At 39.7% G+C, this 17,358-nt stretch carries 16 protein-coding genes; 8 read left to right on the plus strand and 8 right to left on the minus strand.

Annotation, left to right across the window (positions count from 1 at the left end):
• Positions 1–42: 42 nt before the first annotated feature.
• Together B2Y23_RS10390 and B2Y23_RS10395 are read right to left on the minus strand one after the other, a co-directional pair.
• A protein-coding gene (locus tag B2Y23_RS10390) for an IS3-like element ISAba22 family transposase (protein WP_180183990.1) occupies positions 43–1,208 on the minus strand; the annotation gives its coding sequence in 2 pieces (ribosomal slippage) (positions 43–950 and positions 950–1,208; 1,167 coding nt in all).
• Positions 1,209–1,361: 153 nt separating this feature from the next.
• On the minus strand, positions 1,362–2,417 hold the full coding sequence (locus tag B2Y23_RS10395; RefSeq protein WP_000991568.1) for an aromatic ring-hydroxylating oxygenase subunit alpha: 1,056 nt from the start codon (positions 2,415–2,417) through the stop codon (positions 1,362–1,364).
• A 344-nt stretch (positions 2,418–2,761) separates the two neighbouring features.
• Here B2Y23_RS10395 and B2Y23_RS10400 point away from each other — a divergent pair, with 344 nt between their 5' ends.
• The 3 genes from B2Y23_RS10400 to B2Y23_RS10410 are packed head-to-tail and all read left to right on the plus strand — an operon-like array spanning position 2,762 to position 5,939.
• A complete protein-coding gene (locus B2Y23_RS10400) occupies positions 2,762–3,751 on the plus strand; it encodes an isopenicillin N synthase family dioxygenase (protein ID WP_184104163.1) in 990 nt (329 codons plus the stop codon).
• 26 nt (positions 3,752–3,777) lie between these two features.
• Positions 3,778–4,854, plus strand: a complete 1,077-nt coding sequence (locus tag B2Y23_RS10405) for a hypothetical protein (RefSeq protein ID WP_017385289.1) — start codon at positions 3,778–3,780, stop codon at positions 4,852–4,854.
• Positions 4,851–5,939 carry a BMP family ABC transporter substrate-binding protein gene (locus B2Y23_RS10410; protein ID WP_291370693.1) on the plus strand — a complete coding sequence of 363 codons (1,089 nt, stop codon included), beginning with the start codon at positions 4,851–4,853 and terminating at the stop codon, positions 5,937–5,939. The genes B2Y23_RS10405 and B2Y23_RS10410 overlap by 4 nt, the downstream gene beginning before the upstream one ends.
• Positions 5,940–6,013: 74 nt before the next feature.
• Here the strand turns inward: B2Y23_RS10410 and B2Y23_RS10415 are convergent, their stop codons facing one another.
• Complete coding sequence (locus B2Y23_RS10415; protein ID WP_016653407.1) at positions 6,014–6,946, minus strand: LysR family transcriptional regulator; 933 nt, start codon at positions 6,944–6,946, stop codon at positions 6,014–6,016.
• A 304-nt stretch (positions 6,947–7,250) separates the two neighbouring features.
• Here B2Y23_RS10415 and B2Y23_RS10420 point away from each other — a divergent pair, with 304 nt between their 5' ends.
• The 5 genes from B2Y23_RS10420 to B2Y23_RS10440 all read left to right on the plus strand — a co-directional run bounded on the left by B2Y23_RS10420 (position 7,251) and on the right by B2Y23_RS10440 (position 12,661).
• On the plus strand, positions 7,251–8,225 hold the full coding sequence (locus B2Y23_RS10420) for an isopenicillin N synthase family dioxygenase (RefSeq protein WP_184104167.1): 975 nt from the start codon (positions 7,251–7,253) through the stop codon (positions 8,223–8,225).
• Between the two features lie 16 nt (positions 8,226–8,241).
• Positions 8,242–9,195: an isopenicillin N synthase family dioxygenase gene (locus tag B2Y23_RS10425; protein ID WP_005090792.1), complete on the plus strand. Its 954-nt coding sequence runs from the start codon at positions 8,242–8,244 to the stop codon at positions 9,193–9,195.
• 17 nt (positions 9,196–9,212) lie between these two features.
• Positions 9,213–10,004 (plus strand): outer membrane protein OmpK, encoded by a 792-nt coding sequence (locus B2Y23_RS10430; RefSeq protein ID WP_291370696.1) that lies wholly within the window; start codon positions 9,213–9,215, stop codon positions 10,002–10,004.
• Positions 10,005–10,024: 20 nt separating this feature from the next.
• Positions 10,025–11,356 (plus strand): nucleobase:cation symporter-2 family protein, encoded by a 1,332-nt coding sequence (locus B2Y23_RS10435; protein ID WP_291370698.1) that lies wholly within the window; start codon positions 10,025–10,027, stop codon positions 11,354–11,356.
• Positions 11,357–11,509: 153 nt separating this feature from the next.
• A complete protein-coding gene (locus tag B2Y23_RS10440; protein WP_291370700.1) occupies positions 11,510–12,661 on the plus strand; it encodes an IS4-like element ISAbe18 family transposase in 1,152 nt (383 codons plus the stop codon).
• A 75-nt stretch (positions 12,662–12,736) separates the two neighbouring features.
• Here the strand turns inward: B2Y23_RS10440 and B2Y23_RS10445 are convergent, their stop codons facing one another.
• The 5 genes from B2Y23_RS10445 to B2Y23_RS10465 form a co-directional block, all read right to left on the minus strand.
• Positions 12,737–13,621 (minus strand): hydrolase or metal-binding protein, encoded by an 885-nt coding sequence (locus B2Y23_RS10445; protein ID WP_291370702.1) that lies wholly within the window; start codon positions 13,619–13,621, stop codon positions 12,737–12,739.
• A gap of 195 nt (positions 13,622–13,816) precedes the next feature.
• Positions 13,817–14,875: a YqaJ viral recombinase family protein gene (locus tag B2Y23_RS10450; protein ID WP_291370704.1), complete on the minus strand. Its 1,059-nt coding sequence runs from the start codon at positions 14,873–14,875 to the stop codon at positions 13,817–13,819.
• A 174-nt stretch (positions 14,876–15,049) separates the two neighbouring features.
• Positions 15,050–16,081: a DUF932 domain-containing protein gene (locus B2Y23_RS10455; RefSeq protein WP_117007175.1), complete on the minus strand. Its 1,032-nt coding sequence runs from the start codon at positions 16,079–16,081 to the stop codon at positions 15,050–15,052.
• 22 nt (positions 16,082–16,103) lie between these two features.
• Entirely contained in the window at positions 16,104–16,382 is a 279-nt protein-coding gene (locus B2Y23_RS10460) for a hypothetical protein (protein ID WP_120364056.1), read from the minus strand.
• A 103-nt stretch (positions 16,383–16,485) separates the two neighbouring features.
• Positions 16,486–17,355, minus strand: coding sequence for a YagK/YfjJ domain-containing protein (locus tag B2Y23_RS10465; RefSeq protein WP_291370709.1), 870 nt, complete (start codon positions 17,353–17,355; stop codon positions 16,486–16,488).
• Between the last annotated feature and the right edge of the window lie 3 nt (positions 17,356–17,358).

Genomic DNA, 17,358 nt, shown 5'->3' on the forward strand with positions numbered 1-17,358 from the left:
TGATATACGCTGAATTATCAGGAGACTTTCCCTTGGGAGATTCTAGGCAGCCAACTTATAAAAGTCTTCGGCCATTTGATTTGGTGTCTTAAAACCCAAACCCTTTTGAATTCTTCGATGATTATAAAATAACTCAATGTATTTTATAATATCTGCTTTGGCTTCTTCTCTGGTTTGATAGTTGTAATGATGCACTAACTCATTTTTCAGTATTCCCCAAAAGCTTTCAATCGGTGCATTATCGTAACAGTCTCCGCGCTTGCTCATTGAACCTTGAAAACCATATTGCTCAAGTATATTTCGATATTCATGGCTGCAATATTCACTTCCTCTGTCTGAATGCACAATCAGTTCTTTGGTTGGTTTTTGATTGTGAATAGCCATATTTAGCGCATTACAAACAAGCTGTGTTGTCATGCGCTCATTTAAGCTATAGCCAACCACTTGCTTCGTGTAAAGGTCTTTTACCGCTGCTAAATACAGCCATCCTTCAACAGTCCATATGTACGTAATATCACTTGACCATGCTTGATTTGGTCTAGTCATTGAGAATTGTTGCTCCAGCAGGTTTTCATAGATCGCTCGATTATGGTCACTATTCGTAGTCCTTTTAAAACGCTTGTGTCGCTTACAATACAGGTGGTTCAGCGCTTTTATCTGACGTACAGCGTACATACTCATTTTTATACCCTGAGCTTGTAAGTATTTGGTTAATCGAATATAACCATAGCTCTGCCTTGTCTCCTCATGGGCTATTTTCACCAATATCGTCTGTTGATTTCGTTGAATCGTTCTTTTGCTCACGCCTCTCTTGAGCCAATCATAAAAACATGAAACTGAAACATGAAGTAATCGAGCCATTAAGGTAATTGGAAAAGAATATCTTTTTTGTTTCATATAGGCGTACCTTACTGACTTTCTTTGGCAAAGTACGCTGCTGCCTTTTTTAAAAATTCACGTTCCATTTCAGCTATTTTGAGCTGTTGTTTGAGTTTTTTATTTTCTTCGAGTAGAGCGTTTAGATCAGGTGAATACTGTTTTGTACCTGCTAAAGTTCCAGCCTTTGCTTTGGTATTCCAATTTGAAAGAGTTTGCATTGAAATGCTAAGTTGTCTAGCTGTTTCCGAGACATTGCCTTGATTGGCTTCAATTAATTTGATGGCTTCAGCTTTAAATTCTGTGGTGTAAGTCTTGTGTTTCTTGCTCATGGTAAACTCCTGATGAGTGTGTTTAGTTTACCAAGTTAAAACCTCCTGTTTTTTCAGCACACATCATTTCTGCGAAATCAATCTCTAAAAATATAAGGGAAACTATTTCCCTTATATTTCAACCAATCGTGAGAATCAGGTTATCTTATATCCCTAGACCACATATCTTTTACTTAATCCCCATTCTGCCAATATCCGTCTATATGTCGTTGAAGATTTGTCTGCTGCAAAGTGCGCCTCCATTGAAACATCTAATGGAAGTTCTTCCGGTTTTTGACTCTCAACAATATCCTGATCCTCTGCAAAAATTTGTGCATTGAAGTCATATACAGCCTGTAGGTCACCCGTCGTATCAAAATTACGTGTCAACGGAACAAATAGCCTGGTTTGATTATGCGAAACAGGACAACAAGCATTCAAAATTTTTAAAATCCCATTGTTAGGAAAATAGACAGTAAGTGTTGCCGAGAATGGAGGATATACATCAAATTCTCGTTTCCATAGGAAATTCTCTGGCTCTAAATGTCTCAAACTATGAGGAAAGTTACTTACTGTAGAGATATAAATCGTTTTAAGTCCATAATCTGTTCTTTCAGTTTCATATTTTGGCACTACTGGATTATCACGATCAGCGAATGCCTTGTTATGCACCCAGGCAAAATGTGCCACATCGATAAAACCTTCAAGCTGACGACCACTAGAACCTGCTATATCAACAAATGGTGGGAGTATTGATTGATGTTCATCTGAATCCCAAGTTTCAAGAACTGGAAAATTAGCTTCACTTTCATCACGGCTAAATAAGCTGGTCCAAACTAGTCCATATTTCTCAACTACAGGGAATTTAGTTAAGGTGAACCGATCTGAAATTTGGGTAAGTTCTGGTTGAGCAGGGATTTTTACGCACTTACCTTGTGCGTTATAGTTGAGCCCATGATAGGGACAAACAATATTTTCACCTTCTACCCATCCTTTACTTAATGGCACTCCTCGATGTGGACAGATATCTCTTACCAGATGAATTTCTCCACTTTCAGTTTTATAAATAGCCATTTTGACATCAAGAAGCTGAACTTGCTGCGGTTGAGTCGTTACATCCTGGATTTGAACTACCGGATACCAATGCTGCGCTAGAATATTCCAGTCATTTGGGTCAAATTGACTACATTGTGGCTGAGTGAATAAATTGAGAACTGGTATTGCATTCATTTTAGCGCTGCCCCTCTTATAAGTTATTGATTAATTCAAACTTCTTAGCATTGCTGCATCATGACTTTTTCTTTTCTATCTGTCTATTAAAGACTTTAGGAATGGTATTTCTAATTTTTAGAACACTTTTCTTATTATTGTTCTTCTTATCTAAACTTAACGAATAACTAGCATTTTATAACTCATCACAATTCTTAATTGATGCTGAATTACTTGGACTCCTATTACTACTCTGACTTTATTTAGTGTTGCCTTTTTGGCAACGAGTTGAGCGAGATTCTCTGCTATGCACGGAATTAAATTGTCATTAAGTTGATAACAACAAAGTTCAAAGAGCCACAAAAATGTTGATATACACACCACCTTCTACGGCTAAAAGTATTCCAGTAATCGACTTAAGCGACAGTTTTTCCGATAACCTGGAAAACCGGAAATCTGTTGCGTGGGAAATCCATAAAGCATGCAGAACAACAGGTTTCTTCTATATTAAAAATCATGGTATCGCTTCTGAAGTTCTCCAAAAACAATTAGACATTGCAAAACAGTTTTTTGACCTTCCGATTGAAAAGAAACTAGAAATTGATTTCAAAAACTCCAAATGCCTTCGTGGTTATGAACCAATGGCAGCTCAAACACTTGATGAAGGCTCTCCTCCTGACTTAAAAGAAGGGTTCATGTCAGGGAAAAATCTAGATTCAAGTCACCCATATGTCCAAAAAGGCTATCCACAACATGGGCAGAATCAGTGGCCTGAAGATCTTCCTGAAATGAAGACCCAGACCGAAACCTATATTCAACAGACTTTAAAACTGGGTAAGCATCTAGCTGGCCTATTGGCACTTTCTCTTGGGCTTGAAGAAAACTACTTCGAGGCAGGCTATGATGAAACTGTCATTATTACCCGTATGCTTCACTATCCTCCTCAATCTGAAAAAATTGTAAACAATCAGCTAGGGTGCGGTGCGCACACTGATTGGGGGTTACTGACGCTCTTATTGCAAGATGAAGTAGGTGGACTAGAAGTACGCAATAGTGAGGGTGAATGGATACGTGCACCTCACATACCAGATACTTTTATCGTAAACCTCGGTGATTTAGTCCAATTCATGACTAATGGACTCTACCTCTCAAATATGCACCGTGTTTTCAATAGTAAAGCAGGTGTCTCACGTTATTCGGTTCCAACCTTCTTTGACTTGGATTACGAATACAAAATCAAAACGCTGCAAAATTTAGGTGATCAATTTAAGGCTGAACCTAAAGAAATGACTGTAGGTGAATACCTAGCCTATATGTATCAAAAAACTTACGCATCGAAAAAAGAAGCCGTTTAATTTATTCAACAGTTGGTATCAAAATTATGAAAAAAATGTTTCCTCTAGGTTGTGCTGGTTTAGGCATTCAAAACTCATCAAAAGAACGACCAGTAAGCCTGAATGAGCCTACTATTCTCGAACAGTTCGAAATGCTAAAAGCTGCGGAGGTCTTTGATTTTCTGGATCGTATCCCTCTTGAAGATAGTCAAATAGATGCTTACATCAAGGCAAGTCAGAAAACAAATATCCCTATTTATTCTGGTTGTGGCTTATATGTCATTGGCAAGGATGAGGAAGCATTCAAACAGGATATTAATCGTAGTGCCGCTGTAGGGGCCAAATTCCACAACATGATGATTTGGGCAAAACATGCAGATGGTCATTATGTAACGAACGAAGAAGTTGCTAAAACTTATATCGATTTCTACACCTACGCTCAAAGTAAAGGAATAACGGTTACCTTAGAGTGCCACGTTGATAACTGGTCTGAAGATTATCGTCGAGTAATTCCGGTGGCAGATCTTATAGAAAAAGAAGGTGTGCCGTTTGAGTTTGCAATGGATTACAGCCATTGTATTTTTAAAATTGAAAATGAAATTGAGCTTGCTGTATCACAAATGCGTGATGATCCTAAAGCTATCAGAAAGTTAGATCCTTTTAATAATGATAGTTTTGCAGATGATTGGCTGAATCGAAATTTAGTTACATGGGGGCAGATCCGTCCTGCAGTCCCTAATAATCCAGTTAACTGGTTGGCATTTGAAACAGGACCATATAATGGCTTAGGAACGAATCGTCCAGGTCGAGGAATTCAGTATCCATTTAATCAACCTATGGAAGGCGAATGGCATACAGACTTCTGGCATGCATATAAGCTTGCACCAACCAAAGAGGTCATCCGTAAAATCATTGATAGTTACTTGAACAATCCAAATTCTAAAGTACAGCTCATGACAGTAGATAACATCAATTTAGAGTCTTATGGCTTAAATTGGAAATACAACATGTTTGCCGATAGTTGCAGTGTTGCCCGTTATATTCGTGAGATTTATGAGGAGCGACTGGCAATATTTATGGCAAAACAAAATGCAGTTGATACTCTTCAAAGGGCTTCTGCATGAAAAAACTCCTGAATCTAAAATATATTTTGGCCAATACCAGCCTTTTAGGTTTTTTACTTATCAGTGGGGCCAATCCAGCATTGGCCGCTGATCAAGCAGCTTTTGTCTATGTCGCGCATAAAAATGATTATGGTTGGTCTTATTCGCACGATATAGGACGCATGAAAACAGAAAAAGCCTTACAGGGTAAATTTAAGACCTCTTATATCGAAAATATTCTAGATAATGCTGATTCTGAACGTACATTCCGAAGACTCGCACAACAAGGGAATAAGGTTATATTTGCCACCACGTTTGGGTATATGAATACTATTGAAAAGGTAGCTAAACAGTTCCCGAACACCATTTTTATGCATGCTAACGGATTTAAAACTGCAAAAAATGTAGGTGTCTATGATATCCGAACCTATGAGGGCTCTTACTTGCAAGGGGTATTAGCAGGCTATAAGACTAAAAGTAATATTCTGGGTGTTGTAGCACCGTTCCCAATTCCTGAAGTCATTAGAGATATTAATGCTTATACACTTGGGGCTCAATCTGTAAATCCAAAAATTAAGACCAAGGTGGTCTGGATTAACACTTGGTTCGATCCAGGAAAAGAGCGTGAGGCTGCATTTGCATTGATCTCACAAAATGCTGATGTATTATCACAAGTCACCAACTCCCCCGCTGTAGTTCAAGCTGCTCAGGAAAAAGGAAAATTTGCCTTTGGCTGGAACTCAGATATGGGTAAGTTTGCTCCTAAAGGTCACCTAGCTGCATCAGTGTTATATTGGGAAAAAATCTATACCCCTGTTTTGCAACAAGTGCATAACAAAACATGGAAGCCTGGATCTACATGGTATGGTGTCAAGGAAGGTGCCATCGATATAACTGGTTTTGGCCCAATGGTCACTAACAATGAAAAAATGAACGTTTTGGCAGTGCGAGATAAAATTCGTAATGGTCAATATGTTGTGTTTAGTGGACCTCTTCACAAACAAGATGGAACATTACTTTTAGAAAAAGGCAAACATCTCTCAAATACGCAATTGATGAGTATGAATTACTTCGTTAAAGGCGTGGATGCTGCTTATCCTAAATAAACATGAATAAGCCCTTATTGAAGAATTTCAATAAGGGCTTAGCTTTTTTGATGTTTATACCTTTCAGATTAAGCTTAGGACCCTGCTTCGCCTCTCTGCAATATTTCGTCTGCAATGAGCCTAGAGAGAGCATCTGTCGCTGTAGAAAGATAATGACCTTTACGTGCATAGAGACCTAAATCACAGTAAATACCATTGTTATCATTCAGTGGGATATAACGAAGGCGATTATTAATTATTTCATTTTCCAACCCAAAGAATGTCTGAAAACCAATTCCCTTATTCCTGAGTATTAACTGTTTCATTAATTCCAAAGAACTCGTTTGCATTTTAAAATTTGGAATAGCATGTTGTGCACCCGCAAATAATGGCGCTAACTGTTGATAAATAGACAAATTAGGTTTTGGCATGATCACGTCATAGTCGAGGCATTGATGGAATGACACCGTCTTTTGAGAAGCCAGCGGATGGTCAGTCGATACAATTGCACCTAATTTAAAATGGGATATTGCTATTTGATGCAAATCATTATGCTTTGGCAAGGCAAAAGCCAAGCCTAGATCCACCCGATTTTCAATGATTTCATTAGGGATATCTTTTGAGCCTAAAATTGTAACCCCTACAGTTACATTAGGATATTTGACCTGGAATTTTTCAATAATCTCTGGCAGTAAATTAATCGCTAGTGTTTCAACACTCGCAATTTCAACATGACCTTTATAAAGCCCTTTCAGTGCATCCAATTCATTCTGCAATCGCTTAGTATCTCTCAGTACTAAACTAATATGTCTTGAAAACAACTCACCTGCATGAGTAAGCACCATACCCGAAGGCACCCGATTGAATAATGGTGCTCCAATTTCATCTTCGAGTTTTAAAATTTGCCTATTTACAGCGGAAGATACGACATTTAATTGTCTGGCTGCTTCCCTGATTGAACCGCACCGGCGTACAGCATCAAAATAATGAATTGCTGCTGAGTGAAAGCGAAGACCACGTGTACTCATTTTAACATCACATCCTATTCCAATTTTAAAGCCCCAATCCATTTATAAATTTGAATGAGCTATTGAAATAGAAGCAAAAAACTTGCCATTAAGTAGCAGCCATTTTTTGGACCTAAAGCATTATTTTCAGTGCATCCCGTTGCTTTTTCAGCATCATCACTCATTTAAAAAAGTTTAAGCAATTGTTTTTATTTAATTAATTAAGAATAGCTCTCTTTTTGGCATCAGCTTGATCGATATTCGTTGCTATGCGGTCTCATGATTATTTTATAAAAAAAAGAAAACATTATTTTTGGAAGATTGCATGACCGCGTTAGAAAACGATCAAAACATTACCTCTATACCCATTATTGATATTTCCGGTCTTCTGGATAATGACATACAAACTCACCAAAACATTGCTTCAAATATTCGTAAAGCATGTCTAGATAAAGGTTTTTTTTACATTACCGGACACGGGGTTTCTAAAACATTACAAGATAAGGTTTTTGAATATTCCAAATTATTTTTCAGTCTTCCCCTAGAACAGAAAATGCAATGGACCATCGAGCTTTCTGAAGCAAACCGAGGTTATGAACAATTAAGAGCACAAACCCTTGAACCTGATTCTCCACCTGATATCAAGGAAGGCTTTTATATCGGGAAGGAACGCTCAGCTTCAGATCCTGTTGTCATCCATAAAGCTTTTAACCAAGGCCCAAACCAATGGCCAGATATTGATGGATTCAAAGAGGTTATGGAGGAATACCAACTAGAAATGATCAAAGTCTCAGAAAGGCTCATGCATGCTATCGGTTCGTCACTAGGTCTGGAAGAAGATTATTTCTCAGAGTTCTGCAAGGATGCAGATTTAGTCACCTTGCGTTTATTGCACTATCCTCCACAACCCTCTAATGCTCAACCAAATGAAAAAGGATGCGGGGCACATACTGATTTTGGAGGGTTAACCCTATTACTTCAGGATCATAACCGCGGTTTACAAGTGTGGGATCAAACTCAAAAGCAATGGATTTGGGCAGAGCCAATTGAAGATAGTTATGTCGTTAACCTAGGTGACCTAATCTCTATGTGGACGAACAATACATATAGATCCACCCTCCATCGCGTCATCAACATCTCAGGTGGGGAACGATATTCTGTTCCATTCTTCTACAGCGGTAATCACCAGTATCAGATTGAATGCATTCGAGAGTGTTTGGAGGAAAACTCAGAACCGCTATATCCACCAATCAGTGTTGAACAGCATTATCGTGACATGTTCAAAAAAACATATATCTAATAATAAGGAGTTTCCCATGAAAAAATTACCAGTTATCGACATTGCACCTCTTTATGACGTTAACCATCCTGATTATGCAGATATATGCAACCAAATTGACCAAGCATGTCGTGAATGGGGGTTCTTCTATATCAGTGGTTATAAACCGAATCACCTTGCAGAAGTTCAAAGTTTAGCTAAAGAGTTTTTTAGTAAACCACTGCTTGAAAAACTAGAAATAGACATCCAAAAACACAAAGCCTCTCACAGAGGATATGGTGCATTGGGTGTTGAACAACTTAATCCTGACCTGCCCAATGACTTTAAAGAAGTATATGACATGGGTGTTCACCTAGAAGCAGATCATCCTGATGTAATCAATAAAGAACCATTACGTGGTCCTAATGTATATCCGAATATCGAGGACTGGAAAACTGTAATGGATGGCTACTTTGAAGAGATGTTGGACTTAGGAAAAGTTCTTCTAAATGCCATGTCTCATGCCATTGGTCTTCCGCAAAATTATTTTGATTACTGCCTACAAGAAAGTCTGTGTGCACTCCGCCTCATTCATTACCCACCTGCATTAGACAATACGCAATCAGAGAGTTTCAATGCTGGAGCACACACTGATTATGGCTGCGTCACTATTCTTGCTCAAGACGATGTAGGGGGATTGCAGGTTCAGGATGTGAATGGTAATTGGATCGATGCTCCGCCTATTCCTGATACTTATGTTATCAATATCGGCGACATGATGGCCCGTTGGTCCAATGACATCTACAAATCTACACCTCATCGTGTTTCAAGTCCTAAAGGCAAACAACGTTTTTCTTTCCCATTCTTCATCCAACCGAGCCCAAAAACTGTAATCCGTTGCCTGCCTAACTGTTACAGCGAATCCAATCCACCTAAATATTCACCAATTACTAGCATGGAATATCTACAGTCACGCTTTGATGCTACTTACAAACATCGTGCTGACGTTTAAATATCGGGGACATTCAAATGAAAAAAATTATCACTTCATTACTATTAAGTACCTGTGCAGCCAGCACTTACTCTTTTGCAGAAAAACCTTGGTTATATTGGCAATCCAATAGCGTTTCTGCACTTTATGGTAAAGGTTTTGAAGTAGAGCCTGATACACATGAAACGATTACTTTTGAACATGCGAGCAGTTGGAAATGGGGGGATCTCTATCTATTTGTCGACACTTATTGGTTTGACGGTGAAAAGACTGCTTCCCAAGGTCATAATGCGGTCTATACAGAAATTGCTCCCCGCTTTTCAATAGGAAAACTAACCAATACGAATTTGAGCTTTGGGCCAGTGAAAGATGTCCTAATAGCTACAAGCTTTGACTTAAGCATCCAAGATCAGCCTGGTTATGACGATATGTGGACTTATTTAGTTGGTCCAGGTTTTGACCTTGATATCAAAGGCTTTGATTATTTCACCCTTAATTTTTACTATCGCATTCCAGACGATGGAAACACCCCAAGTGGACAATGGCAAATCACTCCTTGCTGGTCATATACCGTCCCATTTCTTAAATCATCAATCATTTTTGATGGATACATTGATTGGGTAGTCAATTCCAAAGGTAATAACTCTTCCGACTTTCACTTTAACCCACAAATCAAATATGACCTTAGCCCTCATCTAGGCTTAAGCCCAAAAAAATTAGCAGCAGGTATTGAATACGACTATTGGAAAAACAAATTCTTAATCGAAGACACTCCATATTTTAAAACTAATCAAAATGCTACTAGTTTCATCGTCAAATATACCTTTTAGGCTGAAGGAGAAAAACATATATGACTAACACAATCACAGCCAATAACTTAAAACCAAGCTCCATGATTTTTCTCAGTATCCAGCACGTCTTGGTAATGTATGCAGGTGCTGTTTCAATTCCCCTAATTGTTGGAGGAGCTTTAGGGTTAAGCACTGCAGAAATTGCTTTCTTAATTACTGCAGATCTATTTGTTTGTGGCATTGCCACCCTCATTCAAACTATTGGTTTTAAAAATGTAGGTATTCGCTTTCCCATTATGATGGGAGTTACCTTTACTGCAGTAGGCCCAATGATTGCAATTGGGACTAATCCAGATATGGGACTACTAAGTGTATTTGGGGCAATCATTATCGCAGGGATCTTTGGCTTCCTGATTTCACCATTTATTGGAAAGTTAATACGATTCTTCCCTCCTGTGGTGACAGGAACTCAAATTCTTGTGATTGGTCTATCTCTCATTGGTATTGCAGGCACATGGTCCGCTGGCGGATATGGGGTAAAAGACTTTGGAAATCCATTGTACTTATCTATCGCTGCCTGTGTTCTATTAAGCATTATTATCATCAGCCGTTATGTTAAAGGCTTTTTGGGCAACATTTCAGTTCTAATCGGGATGGGAATTGGTTATATCATCGCTGCATTTTCTGGCCTCATCTCTTTAGACAAGATAGATGAAAGCCCATGGTTAGGTTGGGTGATGCCATTTCACTTCGGTATTCCAGAGTTTAACTTTTGGGCTGTCTTGACTATGTGCGTAGTCATGCTGGTTATTTTCATTGAAACAGCTGGGATGTTCATGGCTGTAGGTGAAATTGTTGAAGAAGAGGTGGATCAGGAAAAATTGACTCGCGGTTTTAAAGCTGACAGCCTTGGCACAATGATTGGTGGGATTTTTAATATCTTCCCGTATACATCCTATGCTCAGAACATCGGTTTGCTAGCGATCACAGGTGTTAAGAATCGCAGTGTATGTGCTTTAGCTGGTGTGTTTTTAATCCTTTTAGGTCTATTTCCTAAAATAGCTTACTTTGTTGCGTCTATACCCTCATGTGTTCTAGGTGGAGCCGCATTGTTTATGTTTGGGATGGTGACATCTAATGGTATCAAAGTACTGCAGCGTGTCGACTTTCAAAATGTGAATAATCTCTACATCATTGCAGTCAGTGCCGGCATAGGTATGTTGCCTGTATTCTCACCTACTATTTTCTCACAACTACCATCTTATCTTTCACCTCTGTTAAACAGCCCAATTTTGCTAACGGCTTTTTGTGCTGTGATTTTGAATGCTGTTCTCAATCGAAAACAGCGGATATTGGATGAACAGTATCTTCAGAAATTGAAAGATGCATAAATATCAGATACACAGCTTAAAACATTCTTGTTCTATGTAAAAAAGGGAGCTAATGCCACTGCTGTCCCATAGTTTGCTTTAAATAAAAAAACCTGAGTCCTAACAGTTAAAATATGAGTGCAAACAAACACTTTAACGACCAGGATTCAGGTTTTGTCACATCAGAATACCGTATTTCATGAGCTAATTAAACCTGTTGTGCGACAGGATTTTGAACAACTTGCTAAAGTACACCATGTTGGACAGAAATTTAGAGCGGCTTCCCGGTGGGATCAGTTTATTGCCATATTGATGTCTCAATTCTCTTGTAGGCAAAGTCTGAGAGATATTCAATCCAATTTGGAGTGCCAACAGGAAAAGCTAAGTCATCTCGGAGCAAAGTCTATTCCCCGAAGCACGCTGGCACGAATCAATGAGCAGCAGCCTGCTGCCCTGTATCAACAGCTATTTTACAAGTTGCTTAAATACTATGAACACTCAAAAGTCGCTCATAAATTTCGCTTTAAAAATCCCTTGTATTCCTTGGATGCCAGTCATATTGACCTGTCGCTTTCCTTATGTGAATGGGCCAAAGTTCACGACTCAAAAGCCAGCATGAAACTCAGTATAGGATTGAATCACAGCAATGATATTCCTGAGTTTGTTGCAGTTGAAAATGGCAAAGAAAATGACATGGTACAAGGCCGCAAATTCCAGTTTCCTGCTGGCAGCATTGTAGTTTTTGATAAAGGCTATGTCGATTACCAATGGTATGCAAATCTGACTACTCAAAACATTGGATTTGTCACACGTTTTAGGCCTAAATCTGTGTATCAGGTGATCCAGCAACATCCAGTGCTTGAATCCAAAGGTATTCTAAAAGATGAAACCATTCAGCTGAATAGCGCACATGCCCTAAAAAGAAAAGCCCCAGTGTTAAGAAGAATTGAATATAGAGATCAGCAAAGTGGCAAGCACTTTAGCTTTCTCAGCAATAACTTTCATTTAGCCGCCTCCACCATTGCGGCGATTTATAAAGATCGTTGGAAAGTTGAGCTGTTCTTTAAGGCGATTAAGCAGAATCTCAAATTAAAAGCGTTTCTAGGCCGCAGCAGGAACGCAATTCAGACACAAATCTGGATTGCGATGATCGCCTATTTATTGGTGAGTTTCGCTCAACATTTAGGAAAAACAGGTTGGACAGTTCAACGTTTACTCAGAATAATTCAAGTGAACTTGTTTGAAAGAAGAATTTTAAAAGCTTTATTTCCACCCGATAAAATACCCATAAAACAAGAGGAAGCTCAAATGAGCTTCCTCTTGTGAAAAATTGTGGGACAGCAATGGAGCTAATGCTCCCTTAATTCATTGATATCAGTAAAAGGTTTCCTCTTATTTAACTCAGTTCAAAGCTGTCACAGATCCTTTCAATCCCTGCTGGATATCGAACGCATTCTGTTCTACCACAGGCTGGTGCAGACCTTCTTCCTGATAAAACTCGTCCACCACATCTAGCCCCTCCTCAATATCCATTTCAAACAAACCATTCGCAAATCCCTGCCTTGCCGTTTGATCTAAAGCCTCTTGATTAAACCCGGCTTGTTTACTCTGTTGGTCTATATCCCTTGCAGTCTGAAGTGCGGACTGTAAATCTACTCCCTCCCTTAAAGTCAGATCCACGTAATACACAGGCTGACGATAACTCTGTGTCGTACTCTTGCCCCGCAATATCAATTGCAAGGGTAGACATGACAACAAACCATTTGAGGCCGCATGGTAATAACTCAGCCGTGCAGCCAAAGTTCGAATACTGTTAAAGCCTGTAGTTCTAAAGATGAAGGTGCCAAACTCATCCGATTCATCTAAGTTCACATGCAAACGCCCGTAGGGCTTGCAGTTCCCTCCTTGAGCCAATGGACATAAATCAGGGGATGGACAGGGATGTTGCTCCACGCCTTGATTGGTTAAACGTTGGCAGGTTTCTCCATTACCGACACAGACAGGTCTTCCAGTCTGTCGGTCAAATAAGGTGTATTCAGCGCGTAAGTTCAGATCAGGATCATTAAAGATCATTCTGACGGGGATTGAGCGCAACTTTTGATTAGGCGTATTGGCTCGAAGCTGATCATCTAATGGATGTTTGATCCAGCCTTCTTTGCTTTGAATCTGGGAAGTAATGGTGAATTGATCATCTTTTTCCGGTAAGCGTTTGCCACTCTTTTCAACCATACGACCGATACTGATACGCCCCAGAATTGGTGGAGTAATTGCTAAACCTTTAATCATGTTGATATTCCTTAATGTATTACCTTACAAATTTGGGTCTATCTATGTAGGTCAGAACAAAGACCAAATAAGTTACCCAAAGTATGTAGAGCCAGATAAAGTGCTACAGAGATCGCGACCGATTTGCTCTCTACCGAAGGGTAGAGAGCGGGGAGCGATTTTTGTGAATTTTTGATTTCGTGCTGTAGATAGGGCTTAGTCGGTATAGATGTTAAATCGACGACTGCCTTGCTTTTGAAGTGGATAAAGCTCAATGAGTTCAGGCTGGTGCTGAAGCAATGCTTTGGTATTGAGGCTGATAGAATCCTTGGCTTTCTTCCAAACTACCGAGCCATTTGCAAAGACTGCCCTTTCCTTGTCTTGCATCATCATCTGGATTTCATGTTTAAGCTGGTCAAAGCGTTCCTGCTGATGCTGAATCTCTTCTTTCATTTTGATGAGCTGATCAAACATCAAATTGGCATTTTCATTTTGCGAAAGATCCTCTACGGTTAAAGGTACATGCGCTGGATAGAGTTGCTGAATCGCTTTGGCTGCGGATTCACTTGCATCCACGGATGGTGGTGTATCCTTTTCCACGCATTCCCAGAAATATCGTTCTGCTTGAACAATATGTTCAATCACGGATTCTGATCGTGTCACTTTGAAGATCTTGGTTTCATGCCCACAGATCAAGACACAAACATGCGCTGCCTGTTTACCAGTCACCGCCAGTTGATGTTGCACCTGACACAGCACATATAAAGGTACACCATCACGCCACAATTTTGCTCCATGCTCACCTGCTGTTTTGCATTCCAAAATTTGGACTTCATCGCTGCCGACTACGCTGTAATCCAGATTGGCTAGCATAAAGTGTTTATCGGGATCAGGATGCTGAAGTACCGCATTGATCCGTCGCACCTTGTTATAGGTGCGCATGCTATAGAACTCTGCCACCAAAGGTTCCAGTTGCTTGCCCCAATACAACGGTGCGACACCTGAGCTTTCATCTTCTATGAATTGAGCCTGCCGTCCTGTTTTGATCAGCCAGAGTTCCAACATCGACATGTAGGGATTGAGACCACAGGCAGTCGCGGCATCACTGCTACCGATACCTTGTTTACGAACTTCGAGCCAGTCCTGATATTCCATCCCTTTGGTATTAACCAATCGCTTGGCTGCTGTTGAGCGTTTGGTCGTGATAGTTGGATTGACTACGATCTTTGATCCTACCGTCGTAGGCTGATGGGAAATAGGTACAATTTGATTCATGGAATTATCCTTATTAATTCTGATCTCTGTAAAAGAAATGCATAAAAAAGCCATACCCGACACGAGGTCGGGTATGGCGATATGCATGCATATTAATTGAAAGGGGTTACATGAGTGCTCTGATGAGCATTTGTTTGGGGTGACTTGATTTCAACATAAGTGAGTTAGTTAATTTCAGGCGATCAAAGCAAGTGCTTGCTCCAATCCTCGTTGCTTCACACCTGCACCTGCACCAAACCAAGCTGAATCAAGACGATGATCGGTACTCATGGCACGTCGTTCATGATCCACAAATTCTGTGATCGAACAAAGTAAACCATAAGCTGTATCTTTAGCTGATGACAATTCAGCACCGCGTCCTTGTCCATTAAACATCTCTAAAGCTTTATTCATGGCACGACCATTCGGTTCAGGCTTTTTCTCCTGAGCTTGCTGCGCGACATTACGATAGAACTGAATAATGTTTTCTTCAGGATCGGAAATTGACATGGTGCTATTATTAAACACGGCATCAAAGTAAGCCTTAGCTTCCTGCTGACTCACCTTACGCTGCGTGAGCTGTTTCATCTCATACATGTGCTCATCCCATGCACGCACTGAAATACCTAATTGCTGTTTCACTTTCTCTGCGTCAAACTTGGTGCTATGTGGAACTTTCACTACACCAGCACTACTGCTTTGTCCACGTAGAGCAATGGCTAAAGTGTTGTTACAGACCACCCGGATACTGGTGAACTGTGCTGTCGTTGCCAAAGTGCCATCACACGCGGTAGCTAGCAGGATATAACCATTACTGACATCCTTAGCCTTTAATGCAGTGCTTTGGCCGGTACGTGCTAAAGCCCAGAACTTCTTCCCACCTTTCAAAACCCCTGCGGTTTCTAACTCAAAGCCAGATTGCTCTGTCAGATCCCGGTAGAACTCTAGGATCTCTTTAGGCTGAACTTCCTGATAACGCTGACTGACTACAGATAAAGGTGCATGGGTATCTGAGCGATACAACACTCGCTGCTCTTCAAAAGGCATGATGATGCTCTGACCACGTTCATTCTGTGCCATATAACTGACATTCGAGGATTCGATCCGCCAGTCCATCCCGGCTTGCTGTGCCCAGACTTCCAGTGGTTGATTCGGACTTAGCTGATTTCCTAAGCCATGCCAAGGTGTTTCGCCAACATAGGCTATTTGTTCAATTTGATGTGCCATTGCTTTGATCTCCTATGCTAACTCAACGAAAGTTTTGCTGACATTGATTACAGTGATAGTAGGTCATGGTGATAGGCTTTTTAGGCTCATCAAACACACTACTGAATAGACCACCAATGACTACACCTGCAAGCCCGCCAAGCAGTGGTGATACAGGCAAAGGTAAACCCTTTGAAATGGATGCACCGATGGTTGCGAACGAAGCTGATGCTGCTAGACCTGTAGAATCAGAACCACTCACCTGCTGATTAACCACTTGAATAACCTGATCGGAAAAACAATAAGGACAATTTAAACTCATAATATATACCTCTAGAAATGACAAAGGCTCACCGATTGGTAAGCCTTGCAAAGTTAAAAACCTCGTTTTCATCTAGATAATGTATATCTGAGATTATTTTCATTTAGCGTCTATCATACTGCACTCTTAACTGACCTTTACCAAATACTCTTCGTCCTTCTGGCTTAACACGTAAGTATTGAAGAGTACGTTTGTGATGATCAGCAATGTATTGCATTGCTCTAATAAAATTTGCCACTTGAGTTGAATCGCGACGATGAATCACACCGATCCCTAGCTCATCTTTACTTCGAAGTTCCGCTACACGTTCACGGTTCCAACAATTATAGCCTTGACCAAAATCTCTAGTAATATCCTTCCATAACTCAATAATTTCATTCCCCCAATATGCTGCGCTTCCAGCACGGTAGGCATTATCATAGATGATTGCTAAGTGACAGTGAAAACCTTTACTTTTACCGCCTTGTTCCACTCCCCATATATACCCGACTACATGTTTAAATATGCCATCTTTATTTTGGATACGGTTAAGCAGTATATCTAAGTCCTTATAAATATCTTCAACTCTAATTCGACTAGAATATTCTTGCAAATAACCCAAGTCTACACGAGCAACTAATATTCGACTGCATTTATTAAGTATTGAACTACAATATTCCTGCACTTCAATTTTATTTTCATCTTTCTGTTTTTCAATGGTTTCATAATCTTTCTTGAAAAGCTCAAATAAATCTAAAAACCATTTTCTTATCTCTTTGTACCCAATTATCTTTAACTCGTCCATAAGTTCAAGATAACCAGAGTCTATTCTCTGTAAGTCATATCTCAGAATTACAAAGAATTTAAGATAACCTGTGTATTCATCATCAGGATCATAAATATCATTAAAGTCAAATAATAGATCTATAAGCTGTGAATAGAATCCATCCCATTTTGTTCGTTCTTTTTTTAAACGTTTTAAAAAATTCTCAATATG

This window comes from Acinetobacter sp. UBA5934, from assembly GCF_002430855.1.
Lineage (GTDB): Bacteria > Pseudomonadota > Gammaproteobacteria > Pseudomonadales > Moraxellaceae > Acinetobacter.

What these genes read in the sequence shown, in the direction of transcription:
- B2Y23_RS10420 (WP_184104167.1), top strand. Translation starts at nt 7,251, where the DNA reads ATGACCGCGTTAGAAAACGATCAAAACATTACCTCTATACCCATTATT.
- B2Y23_RS10430 (WP_291370696.1), top strand. Translation starts at nt 9,213, where the DNA reads ATGAAAAAAATTATCACTTCATTACTATTAAGTACCTGTGCAGCCAGC.
- B2Y23_RS10415 (WP_016653407.1), bottom strand. Translation starts at nt 6,946, where the DNA reads ATGAGTACACGTGGTCTTCGCTTTCACTCAGCAGCAATTCATTATTTT.
- B2Y23_RS10405 (WP_017385289.1), top strand. Translation starts at nt 3,778, where the DNA reads ATGAAAAAAATGTTTCCTCTAGGTTGTGCTGGTTTAGGCATTCAAAAC.
- B2Y23_RS10445 (WP_291370702.1), bottom strand. Translation starts at nt 13,621, where the DNA reads ATGATTAAAGGTTTAGCAATTACTCCACCAATTCTGGGGCGTATCAGT.
- B2Y23_RS10460 (WP_120364056.1), bottom strand. Translation starts at nt 16,382, where the DNA reads ATGAGTTTAAATTGTCCTTATTGTTTTTCCGATCAGGTTATTCAAGTG.
- B2Y23_RS10400 (WP_184104163.1), top strand. Translation starts at nt 2,762, where the DNA reads ATGTTGATATACACACCACCTTCTACGGCTAAAAGTATTCCAGTAATC.
- B2Y23_RS10450 (WP_291370704.1), bottom strand. Translation starts at nt 14,875, where the DNA reads ATGAATCAAATTGTACCTATTTCCCATCAGCCTACGACGGTAGGATCA.
- B2Y23_RS10435 (WP_291370698.1), top strand. Translation starts at nt 10,025, where the DNA reads ATGACTAACACAATCACAGCCAATAACTTAAAACCAAGCTCCATGATT.
- B2Y23_RS10425 (WP_005090792.1), top strand. Translation starts at nt 8,242, where the DNA reads ATGAAAAAATTACCAGTTATCGACATTGCACCTCTTTATGACGTTAAC.
- B2Y23_RS10395 (WP_000991568.1), bottom strand. Translation starts at nt 2,417, where the DNA reads ATGAATGCAATACCAGTTCTCAATTTATTCACTCAGCCACAATGTAGT.
- B2Y23_RS10410 (WP_291370693.1), top strand. Translation starts at nt 4,851, where the DNA reads ATGAAAAAACTCCTGAATCTAAAATATATTTTGGCCAATACCAGCCTT.
- B2Y23_RS10455 (WP_117007175.1), bottom strand. Translation starts at nt 16,081, where the DNA reads ATGGCACATCAAATTGAACAAATAGCCTATGTTGGCGAAACACCTTGG.